Source organism: Roseibium sp. (genome assembly GCF_048260565.1).
Classification (GTDB): Bacteria; Pseudomonadota; Alphaproteobacteria; order Rhizobiales; family Stappiaceae; genus Roseibium.
This window is the reverse complement of record NZ_JBLXGP010000001.1, coordinates 166,257-180,543: the sequence shown is the minus strand read 5'-3', so window position 1 is coordinate 180,543 and position 14,287 is coordinate 166,257. Positions and strand designations below refer to the sequence as shown.

Annotated in this window: 13 protein-coding genes and 1 tRNA gene; 8 read left to right on the top strand and 6 right to left on the bottom strand. The window is 60.3% G+C overall.

The features are described from left to right. Window positions 1–29: 29 nt before the first annotated feature. The 3 genes from gor to rpiA all read right to left on the bottom strand — a co-directional run bounded on the left by gor (window position 30) and on the right by rpiA (window position 2,887). Window positions 30–1,406 carry a glutathione-disulfide reductase gene (gor, locus tag ACN0SO_RS00835; RefSeq protein WP_417673538.1) on the bottom strand — a complete coding sequence of 459 codons (1,377 nt, stop codon included), beginning with the start codon at window positions 1,404–1,406 and terminating at the stop codon, window positions 30–32. 164 nt (window positions 1,407–1,570) lie between these two features. Next, window positions 1,571–2,131 (bottom strand): DUF2059 domain-containing protein, encoded by a 561-nt coding sequence (locus ACN0SO_RS00830; protein WP_417673536.1) that lies wholly within the window; start codon window positions 2,129–2,131, stop codon window positions 1,571–1,573. A gap of 60 nt (window positions 2,132–2,191) precedes the next feature. Beyond that, complete coding sequence (gene rpiA / locus ACN0SO_RS00825; RefSeq protein WP_417673534.1) at window positions 2,192–2,887, bottom strand: ribose-5-phosphate isomerase RpiA; 696 nt, start codon at window positions 2,885–2,887, stop codon at window positions 2,192–2,194. 258 nt (window positions 2,888–3,145) lie between these two features. Here rpiA and ACN0SO_RS00820 point away from each other — a divergent pair, with 258 nt between their 5' ends. From ACN0SO_RS00820 to ACN0SO_RS00800, 5 genes are all read left to right on the top strand, one after another. Next, on the top strand, window positions 3,146–4,912 hold the full coding sequence (locus ACN0SO_RS00820; protein WP_417673532.1) for a methyl-accepting chemotaxis protein: 1,767 nt from the start codon (window positions 3,146–3,148) through the stop codon (window positions 4,910–4,912). Between the two features lie 90 nt (window positions 4,913–5,002). Continuing rightward, entirely contained in the window at window positions 5,003–5,671 is a 669-nt protein-coding gene (locus ACN0SO_RS00815; protein WP_417673530.1) for an HAD-IA family hydrolase, read from the top strand. 130 nt (window positions 5,672–5,801) lie between these two features. Beyond that, a tRNA-Val gene (locus ACN0SO_RS00810) sits at window positions 5,802–5,876 on the top strand. Between the two features lie 193 nt (window positions 5,877–6,069). Further along, the gene (locus tag ACN0SO_RS00805) at window positions 6,070–6,537 is read left to right on the top strand and encodes a TspO/MBR family protein (RefSeq protein WP_417673528.1); all 468 of its coding nucleotides are present in this window, start codon (window positions 6,070–6,072) and stop codon (window positions 6,535–6,537) included. 139 nt (window positions 6,538–6,676) lie between these two features. Continuing rightward, window positions 6,677–8,545 carry a tetratricopeptide repeat protein gene (locus ACN0SO_RS00800; protein ID WP_417673526.1) on the top strand — a complete coding sequence of 623 codons (1,869 nt, stop codon included), beginning with the start codon at window positions 6,677–6,679 and terminating at the stop codon, window positions 8,543–8,545. 9 nt (window positions 8,546–8,554) lie between these two features. Here the strand turns inward: ACN0SO_RS00800 and ACN0SO_RS00795 are convergent, their stop codons facing one another. Beyond that, the gene (locus tag ACN0SO_RS00795) at window positions 8,555–9,430 is read right to left on the bottom strand and encodes a class I SAM-dependent methyltransferase (protein WP_417673524.1); all 876 of its coding nucleotides are present in this window, start codon (window positions 9,428–9,430) and stop codon (window positions 8,555–8,557) included. Between the two features lie 222 nt (window positions 9,431–9,652). Then, window positions 9,653–10,465 carry a ferredoxin--NADP reductase gene (locus ACN0SO_RS00790; protein ID WP_417673522.1) on the bottom strand — a complete coding sequence of 271 codons (813 nt, stop codon included), beginning with the start codon at window positions 10,463–10,465 and terminating at the stop codon, window positions 9,653–9,655. 330 nt (window positions 10,466–10,795) lie between these two features. Here ACN0SO_RS00790 and ACN0SO_RS00785 point away from each other — a divergent pair, with 330 nt between their 5' ends. Further along, window positions 10,796–11,830 carry a GlxA family transcriptional regulator gene (locus ACN0SO_RS00785; RefSeq protein ID WP_417673520.1) on the top strand — a complete coding sequence of 345 codons (1,035 nt, stop codon included), beginning with the start codon at window positions 10,796–10,798 and terminating at the stop codon, window positions 11,828–11,830. Between the two features lie 31 nt (window positions 11,831–11,861). Here ACN0SO_RS00785 and ACN0SO_RS00780 read toward each other — a convergent pair whose 3' ends face one another. Beyond that, window positions 11,862–12,608, bottom strand: a complete 747-nt coding sequence (locus ACN0SO_RS00780; RefSeq protein ID WP_417673518.1) for a sulfite exporter TauE/SafE family protein — start codon at window positions 12,606–12,608, stop codon at window positions 11,862–11,864. A 132-nt stretch (window positions 12,609–12,740) separates the two neighbouring features. Between ACN0SO_RS00780 and ACN0SO_RS00775 the strand changes: the two genes are divergently transcribed. Together ACN0SO_RS00775 and ACN0SO_RS00770 are read left to right on the top strand one after the other, a co-directional pair. Then, the gene (locus ACN0SO_RS00775) at window positions 12,741–13,964 is read left to right on the top strand and encodes a winged helix-turn-helix domain-containing protein (RefSeq protein ID WP_417673516.1); all 1,224 of its coding nucleotides are present in this window, start codon (window positions 12,741–12,743) and stop codon (window positions 13,962–13,964) included. A 108-nt stretch (window positions 13,965–14,072) separates the two neighbouring features. Beyond that, window positions 14,073–14,276, top strand: a complete 204-nt coding sequence (locus ACN0SO_RS00770) for a DUF2892 domain-containing protein (protein ID WP_346912686.1) — start codon at window positions 14,073–14,075, stop codon at window positions 14,274–14,276. Window positions 14,277–14,287 lie beyond the last annotated feature (11 nt).

Sequence of the window (14,287 nt, the reverse complement as noted above, 5' to 3'; positions counted from 1 at the left end):
CCGAGCCAGTCAGCTCCCGTTTGAAACCATCAGCCGCGCAGGCGCTCTGTCGGTTCGCGCATGGTGACAAGTTCCTCGGCCGCGGTCGGATGCACGGCAATCGTCCGGTCGAAATCGGCCTTGGTGGCGCCCATGGCCAGCGTGATGCCGAGAACCTGGGCCAGCTCGCCCGCATCCGGGCCGAGGATGTGAACTCCGAGCACCTTGTCCGTGTCCGCGTCGACGATCAGCTTCATCAGCATTTTCTCGTCACGGCCGGAGAGCGTGTGTTTCATCGGCCGGAAGCTCGACTTGTAGATGTCGAGATTGGGCGTCTTCTCAAGCGCCTGCTCCTCGGTCAGGCCGACCGTGCCCATCTCCGGCTGGGAGAAGACGGCGGTCGGGATCAGGCTGTGATCGACCGTCCAGGGCTTGTTGCCGAATACCGTATCGGCGAAGGCGTGGCCTTCGCGAATGGCGACCGGCGTGAGATTGGCCCGGTTGGTGACATCGCCGACCGCATAGATGGAGGGGACGGATGTCTGCGACTGATCGTCGACCTTGATCGCGCCGATCCGGTCAAGTTCGACCCCGGCCTTTTCAAGGCCCAGGTCGCTGGTATGCGGTGACCGGCCGATGGCGAACATGATCTGGCCTGCGGTCAGGGTCTCGCCGTTTTTGGTCTTGCCGGTCAGCAGACCGGAGGCATCCTTCTCGATGGCGGTAAAGACATCGCCGCAAACGACGCGGATACCCTTTTTCTCCATTTCCTCATGAACGGCCTTACGCATGTCCAAGTCGAAACCGCGCAGGATTTCCTCGCCACGATAAAGAAGCGTCGTCTCAACGCCGAGGCCGTTGAATATCCCGGCAAATTCGACCGCAATATAGCCGCCGCCGGTGACGACGATCTTTTCGGGAAGATCGGTCATGTGGAAGGCCTCGTTGGAGGTAATGACATGCTCACCGCCCGGCAGGTCCGCGTCCACATTCGGCGAAGCCCCGACGGCGATCAGGATGTATTTGGCCGTCACCGTCTGGCCGGTCGCCAGCAGGCGGATCGAATTGGGGCCTTCCACGACGGCACGGCTGTCATGCAGTTCCACATCGCTGCGTTCCAGATTGCGCCGGTAAATGCCTTCGAGCCGGGTGATTTCCTGGTCCTTCGCCGTCACCAGCTTTTCCCAGGAAAAGGACCTTTCCCCGACGGTCCAGCCGAAACCCTCGGCATCCTCGAATTCCTCGGAAAATTTCGAGGCATAGACAAACAGTTTCTTCGGCACGCATCCGCGGATCACGCAGGTGCCGCCGTAGCGATATTCCTCAGCGATTCCGACCTTGGCACCATGGGTCGCGGCAATCCTTGCGGCCCGCACACCGCCAGATCCACCGCCGATCACAAACAGGTCGTAGTCAAAATCGCTCATCGTTACCTCGTCATCCTGCCGAAACCCTGCCCGGTCGTTTCATATCCCCTGGCGGCAGTGCCCACACTCTGTCCGCCCCGCAATGTCGGTTTCCCAACGGCAAAAACAAGGCCGCTCAGGCGGCCTTGAATTTTCATACAGTCACATTTGGGTGTTCGGGACCCTTACTCGATCGGCTTTTTCGCCGGAGCTTCCGCGCCGTCGCCCTTTGCCTGGTCCCGTTTCTGCATTTCTTCGCGCACAAGGCTGACCATCTCGGTTGAGATCTGGTCCTGCCACTGGCGGGCCGCGCCGATCGAGAGCGCGGTAATGCTCGGCGTTTCCGTGGCAAGTTTCTGTCCCAGCGGAGAATTATAGAATTCCGCGAGTTGCTGAAGCTCTTCCACGGTAAAGCGGCGAGCCCAGATATTGTAGATCATCTCGTTCAGATCTTTGCGCTTGGACGCCAGTTTCAGCGCGACATCATTCGTCACCTCCGAAACCTCATCGGATTTGAACGGGTCGGCCTGAATGAAGATCGTCCGGGTCTGTTCGGCCATGAGCGGCAGAATTTCGTCAAAAGCGCTCAACGCCTTGTTCGCGACGACAACCTGACGCGCGGCCTCGAGCTGAGCTTCCGAGACCTGATCGTCCTGGGCATTCGCCATGACCGGAAGCAGGGTGGCGGCCACAAGCGCTGCGGCGGCGATCCGGGTTCCGGCCTTCAGGCAGTTTTTAAGAACCATAATCAAACTCCAACATCGGCCCCAAACAAATGTTCTTCTAAGGGCCTCAATTCACATTTTCTAGCGGCTAGCGACAATGGTCCGCACGCCGTCTGCTCCAGCGACATAGGCTTTGACAGCAAGACCGATGAACAAACCATGCTCGACGACCCCGGGAATCGCAACCAGCTTTTCAGCCAAAGCGTCGGCGTCCGGTATCCGTCCAAGTTCAGCGTCCAGGATGAAATGCCCGCCATCTGTGACGAAAGGATGTTCGTCCCCGCCCCTGACGGTCAAGGACCCGGACAATCCCAGGCCGGAAAGGCAATCTCTCACCGCAAGAGTGGTCGCGCCCAGGCCGAAAGGCACCACCTCGATCGGCAGCGGAAAGCGGCCGAGTACATCGACGAGCTTGCTGTCATCGGCGATGACGATCATTGCTTTTGAGGCAGCCGCAACGATCTTCTCCCGCAGCAATGCGCCGCCACCGCCCTTGATCAGTCTCATTTGCGGGTCGATTTCATCGGCGCCGTCGACAGTGAGATCAAGTTCCGGCATCTCATCCAGCGTGGAAAGGCGAATCCCCTCTTCCGTCGCAAGCTGATGCGTTCTTTCCGACGTGGGCACGCCGATGACGTCCAGACCTTCCCGAACGCGCGCGCCGAGAGCCCTGACAAAATGCTCCGCCGTCGACCCGGTTCCGATACCGAGCTTCATGCCCGGCCGGACGTCTTCCACCGCCTTTTCGGCTGCCAGGCGTTTCCAAGCGTCACTCATCGCCTCTCCAAGACCTTCCAAGATTTCGCGCTCAGTAGCATGGCAGGCGATACAGGGTCTAGGGCACGGCCCCATAAAACAGACTGAAATGGTGTCGCAATGTCAAAGAGGCGCGAGGACAGGCGTCAAAAGCGCGTGCGCGTAGAAAGCTCGCGCACCGATATAATTCATTAACTATAATTTTAGCGAATATAAATAGAGTTCCTGCCCATAGGGGAATTCAGAGAAACTTGCCCGAGAGAACCCGGGAGGACGGCAATGTTCTTTAATAGAAAAAATCATAACAACAACAATGCACTTACTGTGGAAATTCACTCAGACGATCTTGATGGGCAACTCGATTTTTCGGCCGAATCCGATTCCGACGACATGGACAACATGCTCGCCTATGCATTGGATGCGATCGAGGACGATCTTCAGGTTTCCGCGAAATCCATCAGCGGCTCGATGCAGAAGGTCCAGAGCCGGATCACCGAGCAGCTCGGCCTGCTGGATTCGATCCGCACCGACAGCAAGGCATTGCGCGAGCAAAGCGGCCTGGCGCACAAGAACGCTACCGATCTTGCAGACTCCATCAGCGAGCTGGCCACGTCCAGCAACGAGATCGGCCAGCAGGTCGTCAAGTCGAACCAACTGGCCGAACAGGCCCGCGAGGTCGCCGACGAAGCCAATGCCGGCGTCATGGAGCTGAATTCGGCTATCGAGGACATTACCAATGTCGTGCGGCTGATTTCCGATGTGGCCAAGCAGACCAATCTCCTGGCACTCAACGCGACCATCGAAGCGGCCCGGGCGGGCGAGGCCGGCAAGGGATTTGCGGTCGTCGCGAGCGAAGTGAAGTCGCTTTCGGTCGAGACCCAGAACGCGACCGATGAGATCGTCGCCAATATCGAACGGCTCCAGGCATCGGCGGAAGTCAGCATCGCCTCGGTCAACCGTATTATCGACGTGATCGGCCAGATCCGACCGAGTTTTGCCGCCGTGGAAAATGCCGTCCATGAACAGGTCAGCACGACGACGGCCATCCGCGAACATGCCGACGATACGGCGAACTTCGTGGAGGAAGTCGCCCGGCGGGTCGAAACCATCGATACCTCCGCGGCGCGGGCCGAAGAAGGCGGCCAGGCGGCCAATCTGGCGGGAACCGAGATGGGCGCGGCCATTCAGGCCCTGGGCAGCCGGTTCACCATGATGATCCGGCAGAACGAACTGGGCGACCGGCGCAAGTTCGACCGGTTGCCGATCAAGCTGAACGGGCACGTCACCGCGAACGGCCGGAAGGCCTCCGTCCAGACACTCGACATCTCCTTCGGCGGCGCTCTTCTGAAATGCGACGAAGACGGCATCCTCGTTCCAGATCAAAGCGCCGAACTTGAGATCGACGGTATCGGAACCGTGTCGATCCGTGTCGTGGGTCACTCGGCGAACGGCTACCACTGCACCTTTGCGGAGACGGACGACGGCTTCAAGCAAGCGCTCGATCGGCAGATCTCCGCATTCCAGGCAGAGCATGCATCTTATGTGGAGCTGGCCCAGTCGGGAGCTTCGCGCATCTCAGAACAACTGACCCGCCTTGTCGAGGACGGCAAGCTCTCCTTAAGCGATCTGTTCGATACCGATTACCAGCCGATCCCGGGAACCAATCCGCTCCAGGTCAGCACCCGCTTTGTCGACAGGTTCGAAGAAGTGCTGCCGCCGATCCAGGAAGAGATCCTGGCCGGAGCCCAGTCCATGGCCTTCTGCGCCGCCGTCGACCGCAACGGCTACCTGCCGGTCCACAACAAGATCTATTCCAAGCCGCAGCGGCCGGACGATCCGGAATGGAACGCGGCCAACAGCCGCAACAAGCGGATGTTCGACGACCGGGCCGGCCTGTGCGCGGCCAGAAACACCCGCCCCGTCCTGATCCAGACCTACGCCCGCGACATGGGCAACGGCAATATCGTGTGGATGAAGGAGGTGGACGCCCCGATCTTCATCGATGGACGGCACTGGGGCGGCTTCCGGACCGCCTACAAGCTTTAGACCATCCGGGTTCGGGCATGCTTGAGGAATGCGGGCGGACTGGCTAGGTTGCCGGTCCGGCCTCACCTCCCCGCCCGAAAGGAAACCTGCATGTCCGTTCTCGTCTTCGATCTCGACGGCACCCTGGTCTCGTCGATGGAAGACCTTGCCGCAACGCTGAACATGGTGCTGACGGGCGCCGGTCATGAAGCGGTTCCTCCGGAAAGCTTTCGCAGCATCGTCGGCCACGGCGCCAAGTTCATGCTGCAGCGGGGCCTGGAGGCCAACGGGATCGCCTGGGACGAGGACATGATCGAGCCGTTGTTCCGGCAGTTCCTGGAAATTTACGAGGAGAACCTCACCGTTCACACCCGCCCCTTTCCGGGCGTCATCAACGCCCTGGAACGGTTCCGCTCTGAGGGCTGGCGGCTTGCGGTGTGCACCAACAAGATGGAACGGCTGACCCTGCCGCTGCTCGACCAGCTCGACATGACCAGGCATTTCGATGCCATCGTCGGCGGGGACACCTTCAAAGTCGCCAAGCCGCAGGCGGAGCCGATCCTGGGCGCCATCGAGCGCGCCGGAGGTCAGAAATCCGGCTCCGTCATGATCGGGGACTCCGTCACCGATATCGATGCCGCCCGCGCAGCCGGTATCCCGGTGGTCGCGGTCGATTTCGGTTATACTCAGGTCCCCGTGACCGAGCTTGATCCGGACCGGGTGATTTCCCACTTCGACGAGTTGCACGACGCTATTGCGGCGCTGAAGGCTGTTGCGTAACAAGCCCTGATTTCCGCGATTACGGCACCGGAAACAGGTCAGAGAAGAAATACGCGCTTTGCTCTTGCCTGAAACCGCATTTTGAATTACCTAGCGCCCACCAGCCAATATGGCTGCCCGTCAAGGGTTAGGGCGATTAGCTCAGCGGGAGAGCGTTCCGTTCACACCGGAAAGGTCACTGGTTCAATCCCAGTATCGCCCACCATCTTCCCATTCAAGTCATTACCTAAATACCTCGCAGGCTCAATTCGGTAGCACGATGGGACCGCCGCTGTCACACCTCAGGCTCCGCGCGCGCTGAAGACCGATGCCGATAACGGGGCTCGTCATGGGACAAGCTGTTCACTTCCGTTAGAAAGTCCGGACACTGAATGAAAATGCATTAGTCTCTATAAATCATGCAAAACATTCGCTCCCTTGCCTTCTTTCTCCTCCTGGTCGTTGGCGGCGGCATTGCCATCGGGATCGTGACCGCGCCCGGCGCCTGGTATGCGGGCCTGATCAAACCGCCTTTCAATCCACCGAACTGGATATTCGGGCCCGTCTGGACGGTGCTTTATATCTGCATTGCGATTGCCGGCTGGCGTATATGGTTGCGCCAGCCGAGCGGCCAGGCCATGATGCTATGGGCCGCGCAGATGGCTTTAAACTTCATCTGGTCGCCTGTGTTCTTTTCCGCCCATCGGATGGACATCGCTCTCGGCGTTATCATCCTGATGCTGATCACCATCATCACATTCATCATCAAGGCCTGGTCCAAAGACAATGTCGCGGCGCTGCTGTTCCTGCCCTACGCCGCCTGGGTCGTCTTTGCGGCGATACTCAATGGCTCGCTGCTGTATCTGAACACACCAGTAAGTGGGTGACATTCGGCCATTGCCAGATGAAAAAACCGCCGAATTTCCCCGCCGATCCCCAGCAAATTGACGCCTCCCCCTTAGAACGGAGCGCCTCCTGTAGAATAATCGCCGGTGATTCCCTGAGGCCTGCCGAACCGGAGACGTCATGGCGACCAAAGTCGAGCCGAAGCCAAATCTCCTGCTAGAGAAAATGAAGAAGGCCCTTGCCCTTCAGCAGGCGGGAGAGGTGGAAAAGGCGCAGAGGATCTACAAGCTGGTGGTGAAAAAGGCGCCGAATTCACCGGACGCCAACCATCTGCTCGGGGTCAGTTACCGGCAGCTCGGCGACCCCGTGCGGGCGTTCGAATATATTCAGAAGGCCATCGAACTCGCGCCGGACCGTGCGCCCTATTATGCCAATCTGGCGCGCACCATGTCCGACCTGGCCGGCACGGAACCCGAGAGCATCCTGGCAGTCGCGGACAAGGCCCTGTCTCTCGATCCGAACCTGGTGGAAGCCCTCAACCTCAAGGCCATCTCGCTGAGCCGGTTGGACCGCAAGCTGGAAGCGGAGGAGATCTTCCAGTTCCTGATCGTCAAGTGCCCCGATTTTCCCGACCCCTACCGGAACTACGGCATCCTGCTCAGGGACAACAAGGTCTACGACAAGGCCATCGCCTTCTTCAACAAGGCCGCCCTGCTCGATCCGGGCAACCCGGAGAACTACGTCGAGCGGGCACGCGCCCGGCTGGCGTGCGACGACTTTAAAACCTCCGAACCCGAGCTGGCCGACGCGCTGGAACGCTTTCCGGACAACGGCAACATCAAGCACGAGGTTGCGCGGCTCCTGTTCAAGATGGGCGAGACCGGCGAAGGATTGAAATATGCGATCGCGGCGGCCGAAGACGCGCCACTGGACTACCACCGCCTCGTCACCCTGGGCGTCCACTATCTGATGCTCGACCAGCCCGAAAAGGCATACGAGCAATTCAAGAAAGCGCGCGAACTGGCGCCGAAGAGCTACATCGGCCTGGACTGGAACCTGTCTCTGGCCTCGCTGGCGCTCGGCGACCTGGAAACCGGCTGGCGGCTGCACCCGTCCCGTTTCGACGACCCGGCCTCCCAGGTCATCCGCCGGACATTCGACGTGCCTGCCTGGGAAGGCGAGGACATTTCCGACAAGACCGTTCTGGTGTGGGCCGATCAGGGGCTTGGCGACGCCCTCAAGGCGGGCACCATGCTGCCCGACCTGATGGAGCGGGCCGGCAAGGTCATCATCGAACTGTCGAAGAAAGCAACGCCCTGGTACCAGAAGAGCTTTCCCGAAGCGCTTTGTCGTCCGGCGGCCTTCGACAGTGAGTTCAAGGCCCTCAAATCGGACTACGACGTCCACGCCAACATCACCGACCTGGCACGATTCTTCCGCAACGACTTCGCGGATTTCGAAAATGCCAAGCGGCCGGCCTATGCGTTCGACCAGGAACAGGCCCAGGGTTACCTGAAACGCCTGAAGGAACGCGGCAGCGACAAGCCGATCGTCGGGGTCGGCTGGCGGTCCATGAACCTGGCCGTGTCCCGAGCCCGTCTCTATCTGTCGGCACCGCAATTCGCGCCGATCTTGGATTTCGAAGACGTTACCTTCGTCAATCTGCAATATGCGGCGGTGAAGCGGGAACTCGATTTCCTGAAAGCGAAGACCAACGGTGCGTTCGTCAGTCTCGACGACGTGGATCTGCTGGACGACCTGTTGGCCGCCGCGGCCCTGACGGCATGCTGCGACCTCGTCGTCACGGCCAACACCAGCGTTGCCGAAACTGCCGGCGTGCTCGATGTGCCGAGCTTCCGCTTCGGCCAGAACGAGCCGCCACTGCTGCTCGGACAGAAAAACCCGCCCTGGCACCCGTCCCAGCGCTATTTCCTGCTCACGAGTGAAATGCCCGCCACCGCGGTCGTGCCGGATCTTCGGGCCGCCATATCGGACTGGCTGGAGACATTCTCGCCGGAACGGCGGGACAAGAGGCTTGGCCTGGCATAAGCCTGCGCGCTATTTCTGAGCGACCGCAATCAAGGTGTCGGTGGCATCGATCCGGTCCAGGGCGGCTTCATAGGCCGCCGTCAATTCAGGCGTGTCGATGGCGGCGAATTTCGATTTGTGCCCTCCCGGGCGGCCGCTGGCCATCCACAGCATGTGGTTGGACAACGGATACCGTTGCGTGCCGGTGACGACGACGTTCCGGTAGCCGGCATGCTCCAGCATCCGCTTGAGGCTGTCGCGTGTGTGCAGGACCAGATGCTGGCTCCACAGGGTGAATTTCCGAAACGGTTCGCTCTCGACGTAATCGAGCAGGAAATCGCGCGCGTGCGGCACCTCGAAGATCGCATGTCCGCCCTGCTTCAGCTTCGGCTTCAGGCGCCCGAGGATTTCCAGAGGGTCCGGCAGGTGTTCCAGCACATGAAAACTGAAAAGCGCATCCAGCGAACCGTCGTCCAGCGCTTCGATGGAGGTCTCGCACGCTACGCCCGCCCCTCTCAATGCGTCGACGGCGTCCTGTTGCAGCTCGATACCGACGCAGGCGGCGGTCTCCGGTTTCACCAGGCGCAGGAAGTCGCCCAACCCGCAGCCGAAATCGGCGATCGTCTTGCCCGCATAGTAGCTTCGAAAGGCTTCCGCGCGGCGGGTCGCATCCGCCTGCTGCTCGTAGCTCGGCTCCCCCGCACGCCGGACGGTTTCCTGGCGGTAGTCGCCCTTCTTGTAGGTGTCGTCGCCGGTGTAATAGCCGTCGATGTAGATGACGCCCGAGACGCTGTCCCGGCACACCCGGAGCGGCTTCACGTCGCGTGTTTCGGAGGCGTAGTCCTCCTGGGTGTCCAGGCTGGCAACCCCGAGGAGTTTCAGGGTTTCAAAGATGCTTTTTGTCATTTGTGTCTCTGGCGGCTTATGTCCGATCAAGGATGGCCAGCCCGATGGGCGCCTACCTGATCGGCCTCTGCCTGATTGGCATTCGGCAGTATAAACCGCGCCCGTCGATTCGGCTCCATTGGGAAATATTCGCCCCCGAAGCGCATGCGCATAAAAGAAAAACCCGAAACCGGGCCGGCTTCGGGGTTCTCAACGTCAAAGTGCAATGCGTGTCGGCAAATGTCAGCCGACGAAAGCGCGCTCGACCACGAATTCGGCGGGTTTGTTGTTCGCGCCCTCGGTCAGGCCGGCCTTTTCAAGAAGCGCCTTGGTGTCCTTGATCATGTCCATGGAGCCACAGATCATGCCGCGGTCGACAGACGGATCAAGCGGAGGAACGCCGAGATCGGTGAACAGCTTGCCACTTTCGATCAGGTCGGTGATCCGGCCGGTTCGGGGAAAATCTTCGCGGGTCACGGAGGTGTAATGCACCAGCTTGTCCTTGGCGTATTCGCCGATCAGCGGATCGTTGATGGTCTCATTGACCAAGTCCTCGCCGTATTTCAGCTCCGCCACTTCGCGGCAGGTGTGGGTCAGGATCACCTGGTCGAACTTCTCGTAGGTGTCCGGATCCCGGATCAGGCTGGCAAACGGCGCAATGCCGGTGCCGGTGGAGAACATGTAGACCCGCTTGCCGGGCAGAAGCGCGTCATTGACCAGCGTGCCGGTCGGCTTCTTCTTCATCAGGACGGCATCGCCGGGCTGGATCTTCTGCAGCACGGAGGTCAGCGGACCGTCCGGCACCTTGATGGAGAAGAACTCCAGCTCCTCGTCCCATGCCGGGCTCGCGATGGAATAGGCGCGGTAGAGCGGCTTGCCGTCGATCATCAGTCCGATCATGACGAATTCGCCGGAGCGGAAACGGAAGCTTGCCGGGCGGGTCATGCGGAACCTGAACAGCCGGTCCGTATAGTGCTGGACCGTGGTGACTTCCTGGACAAAGACGCCGGCCGGGGCCGCAGCTTCCAGTTCGGCGGGTTTGGCAAGAACATTCATGTGTCGTGCATCTTCCGTTAAGTGATGTAAGAAACGTATCGATTGGCACCGTTTAGCATCGGTCCTGCATTGACTTGAAGCAATCTGCAACCACGAAACCGCAAAATAACAAAAAATTCGTTCGAATCTTCCCTCTGCGCCGGTCGCCGGGCTGCTCCTTGCGCCAGGTCAGATGCACGAGCCGCCCTCCAGCGCCGTTAATGGGCATTTTATGACATTTCAACGAATACACGCCCCCAGACGCTTTCTATTTGACAGGCTTACGAAAAAAACCGACCTTACTATAAAATTACAGCGCTTCCTCCAGAGGCTTCATATAGGGCAAAGTAAATGTCCGATACGGTTAAAGAAGAAAATGGCCAAACCGTAGCATTGGTGATCCTTGACCGGTTTTCCATGAACGCATTCTCATCGGTCGTGGAGCCGCTGAGACTGGCCAATCGCGTGCTCGGCCGCGACTATTATCAATGGAAAACTTATTCGCTGGATGGCAATTCCGTCGCGGCAAGCAACGGCTGCGAGATCAAGGCGGATTTTTCTGTCAAAGATCTGCACGATGCGGACATAACACTTTTATGCACCGGCCTCGATGTGGAACGTCTGCCGCTCGATGCGGACCTGGGCAACCGCTTGCGCCGCCTGAACGCCATGGGCCGGACCTTCGGCGCTGTCTGTACCGGTTCCTATCTGCTGGCCCGCTATCACCTCCTGGACGGGCGCCGCTGTACCATCCACTGGGAAAACCTGCGCTCCCTGCGCGAGGAATATCCGCATCTGGACGTCACCGGAGACATCTTCACCATCGACCGCAACTGCATGACCTGTGCAGGCGGCATGGCGGCGATGGACATGATGCTGCGCCTGGTCGCGATCCAGCACGGCGCCTATATCGCCCATGAGGTCGCCGAGGTCGCGCTCTACCAGAACACGCGCGCCGGCGAATCCGCCCAGCGCCACGACATCGAGGCCCGTACCGGCATTTCCAACGAGAAGATCCTCGATTCCATCCGGATCATGGACCTCCACATTGAGGACCCGCTGAGCTGCCAGCAGCTCGCCATGACGGTCAACCTGTCGCCGCGCCAGCTGGAGCGCCTGTTCCGCCGGCATTTCAACTGCACGCCGGGGCAGTATTACCTGCGCCTGCGCCTGGAAACCGCGCGGGACCTGCTGCGTCGGACCAGCCGGCCCGTGCTGGACGTGGCGCTTGCCTGCGGTTTCGCGTCCACGTCGCATTTCACCAAATGCTACCGGGAACGGTTCCTGTGCACGCCGACGGAAGAGCGGCAGGCGTATCAGTGGGCGAACCGGCCGGGAGGAGGCAAGGCCTCGGGAACCAAGTCCGTGAGGCTGGTCTCGAAATAGCCTGCCCTGAGCGAGCGACCTCCCCGCTTTCCTAGAAGAGCAGAGCCTTGACGGCGATGAAGGCGCCCAGGACCAGCAACGCCACGTAGAAGAGCGTCCGGAACAAGGTTTCGGACAGCTGCTTGCGGATGTGCTGGCCGGCATAGAAGCCGATAATGGCCGGCACGACGGCCATCACCGAGGCGATACCCATATCCATGGTCATCAGGTTCGTGCCGGACAGGGTCACGCCCAGCGCGATCGTGGTGCAGAGGAACAGCATGCCCATGGCCTGCACGAACTGGTCGCGCGGCAATTCCAGACTTTGCAGGTACATCACACCGGGAACGGCATAGGACCCGACCATCCCGCTGAGGACACCGTTCACGGCGCCGGTCACCATGCCGATGCTACGTTCGCGCTCGGGCCGGGTGGTCATGCGGAGGCCGAAAAAGCCCGTCAGCGCATAAGCCACCAGTACCACGCCCAGAAAGGCGGCCATGAGGGACAGGTCCGCTTCCTTGAGCACCAGCCCGCCCGGCCAGACCAGCACGGTGGCGAAGAAGAGAAACGGCCAGATCCGGCGCAGCAGCACCATCGTATAGCCGCCTGTCGTCGCCTGAAGCACATTGGTGACGAAGGTCGGCGCGAGCATGAGCGTCATGGCCGTCGGCAGATCCATGATGGCCGTCATCAGGCCGAGGCTGACCGTGGGCAGGCCAAGGCCGATGACACCCTTCACCGCTCCAGCCAGAAAAAACACCAATGTCGTCGCCAGAACGATGATCGGATCCGTCATTCAAGTAGCTGTAAAGGGATTCCCGCGGTTGAGAAAGCCATTCCCCTCGATCCGCGATCATGCTTTTGTTCGGGTTCGAATCTGTTTTCGGATTGTCTCGTCATTCGATTTTCATGAAGATCCTTTCCCGCCATGACTTCACGCGCCCTCCCCCTTCTGAGCAACCACGATGCCCGGGCCCTCTTCCTGGAGCGTCACGGCCTTGGCGAAATACCGAAGGGACCGGCGAAGGGCGATGACCTGAACGCCGTCATCGACAAGCTCGGCTTCGTCCAGGTCGACAGCATCAATACGGTTGCCCGCGCCCATCACATGATCCTGGCGGCCCGGCGGCCGGCCTATCGGGAAAAGAACCTGAAACCGCTTCTGGAGAAGCAGCGGTCGCTGTTCGAGCACTGGACCCACGACGCCTCGATCATTCCAACCGAGTTCTTTCCCCATTGGCAGCTCAAGTTCCGGCGGGACCGGGAGCGGCTGATTTCCCGCTGGCGCAACTGGCGCCGGGACGGCTTTGAGGAAAAATTCGAGGCGGTCCGGAAGCAGATCAGCGATCACGGCCCCGTCACCTCCGGCGATGTCGGTGGCGATGAGGAACGCAAGAGCGGCGGCTGGTGGGACTGGCACCCGTCCAAAACCGCGCTGGAATTCCTATGGCGCTCCGGCGAGCTGTCGGTATCGGGACGAAACGGTTTTCAGAAGGTCTACGACCTGACCGAGCGGGTGATCCCCGAGCCGCACCGACTTCACTTGCCCGATCCCGAAGAAACCATCGACTGGGCCTGCCGGTCGGCACTGGCACGGCTGGGCTTCGGCACGTCGGGCGAGATCGCCGCCTTCTGGGACCTGATCACCCCGGAAGAAGCAAAACAGTGGTGCAGCCGGGCGCTGGCGTCCGGAGACATTCAGGAAGTGGAGGTTGCCTGCGCCGACGGCAGGACCCTCCGCAAGGTCTTCGTCTTTCCCGAGACGCTGGCGGAGATCCCGGACCTGCCGGCCGCGCCGGCGCGGGTTCGAATCCTGTCACCCTTCGACCCGATGTTGCGCGACCGCAAGCGCGCTGAACGCCTGTTCGGCTTCCATTACCGGATCGAGGTCTTCGTGCCCGAGCCCAAACGTCAATACGGCTATTATGTCTTTCCGGTTCTGGAGGGCGACCGCCTGGTCGGACGCATCGACATGAAGGCGTTCCGCGACGAGGACCGGCTGCACGTACGGGCCTTCTGGCCGGAACAGGGCGTCAGGCCATCCAAAGGCCGTCTGCAGAAGCTCGCCTCGGAGTTGGACCGGATCGCACGGTTTTCCGGGTGTTCGACCGTCACATACGAGCAGGACTGGTTACGGGAACCGGTGGCTTAGAGCATCGGGTGCTCTAAACGTCTTCGCAGATCCGCAAATATTCGTATTGAAATAAACGGCCCGCCTCCTTATTTTCAATTTAATGAATATAAAGGACGGACGGACACTATGGCCCTGGAACGCATTTTTACCCTGATCGTCGGCTGCATGATCCTGGCAAGCCTTGCGCTTGCCATCTATCACAACATCAACTGGCTCTGGTTCACCGCCTTCATCGGCGCAAACCTGATCCAGTTCTCCTTCACCGGCTTCTGCCCGCTGACGATCATCCTGAAGAAAGTCGGCTTCAAGACCCGCGGCTCGATCGCCTGATCCGCCGCTAA

Excerpts from the sequence above, each read along its gene's own strand:
- ACN0SO_RS00800 (WP_417673526.1), top strand. The coding sequence starts at position 6,677 with ATGGCGACCAAAGTCGAGCCGAAGCCAAATCTCCTGCTAGAGAAAATG.
- ACN0SO_RS00805 (WP_417673528.1), top strand. The coding sequence starts at position 6,070 with ATGCAAAACATTCGCTCCCTTGCCTTCTTTCTCCTCCTGGTCGTTGGC.
- rpiA (WP_417673534.1), bottom strand. The coding sequence starts at position 2,887 with ATGAGTGACGCTTGGAAACGCCTGGCAGCCGAAAAGGCGGTGGAAGAC.
- ACN0SO_RS00785 (WP_417673520.1), top strand. The coding sequence starts at position 10,796 with ATGTCCGATACGGTTAAAGAAGAAAATGGCCAAACCGTAGCATTGGTG.
- ACN0SO_RS00820 (WP_417673532.1), top strand. The coding sequence starts at position 3,146 with ATGTTCTTTAATAGAAAAAATCATAACAACAACAATGCACTTACTGTG.
- ACN0SO_RS00780 (WP_417673518.1), bottom strand. The coding sequence starts at position 12,608 with ATGACGGATCCGATCATCGTTCTGGCGACGACATTGGTGTTTTTTCTG.
- gor (WP_417673538.1), bottom strand. The coding sequence starts at position 1,406 with ATGAGCGATTTTGACTACGACCTGTTTGTGATCGGCGGTGGATCTGGC.
- ACN0SO_RS00770 (WP_346912686.1), top strand. The coding sequence starts at position 14,073 with ATGGCCCTGGAACGCATTTTTACCCTGATCGTCGGCTGCATGATCCTG.
- ACN0SO_RS00795 (WP_417673524.1), bottom strand. The coding sequence starts at position 9,430 with ATGACAAAAAGCATCTTTGAAACCCTGAAACTCCTCGGGGTTGCCAGC.
- ACN0SO_RS00815 (WP_417673530.1), top strand. The coding sequence starts at position 5,003 with ATGTCCGTTCTCGTCTTCGATCTCGACGGCACCCTGGTCTCGTCGATG.
- ACN0SO_RS00775 (WP_417673516.1), top strand. The coding sequence starts at position 12,741 with ATGACTTCACGCGCCCTCCCCCTTCTGAGCAACCACGATGCCCGGGCC.
- ACN0SO_RS00830 (WP_417673536.1), bottom strand. The coding sequence starts at position 2,131 with ATGGTTCTTAAAAACTGCCTGAAGGCCGGAACCCGGATCGCCGCCGCA.
- ACN0SO_RS00790 (WP_417673522.1), bottom strand. The coding sequence starts at position 10,465 with ATGAATGTTCTTGCCAAACCCGCCGAACTGGAAGCTGCGGCCCCGGCC.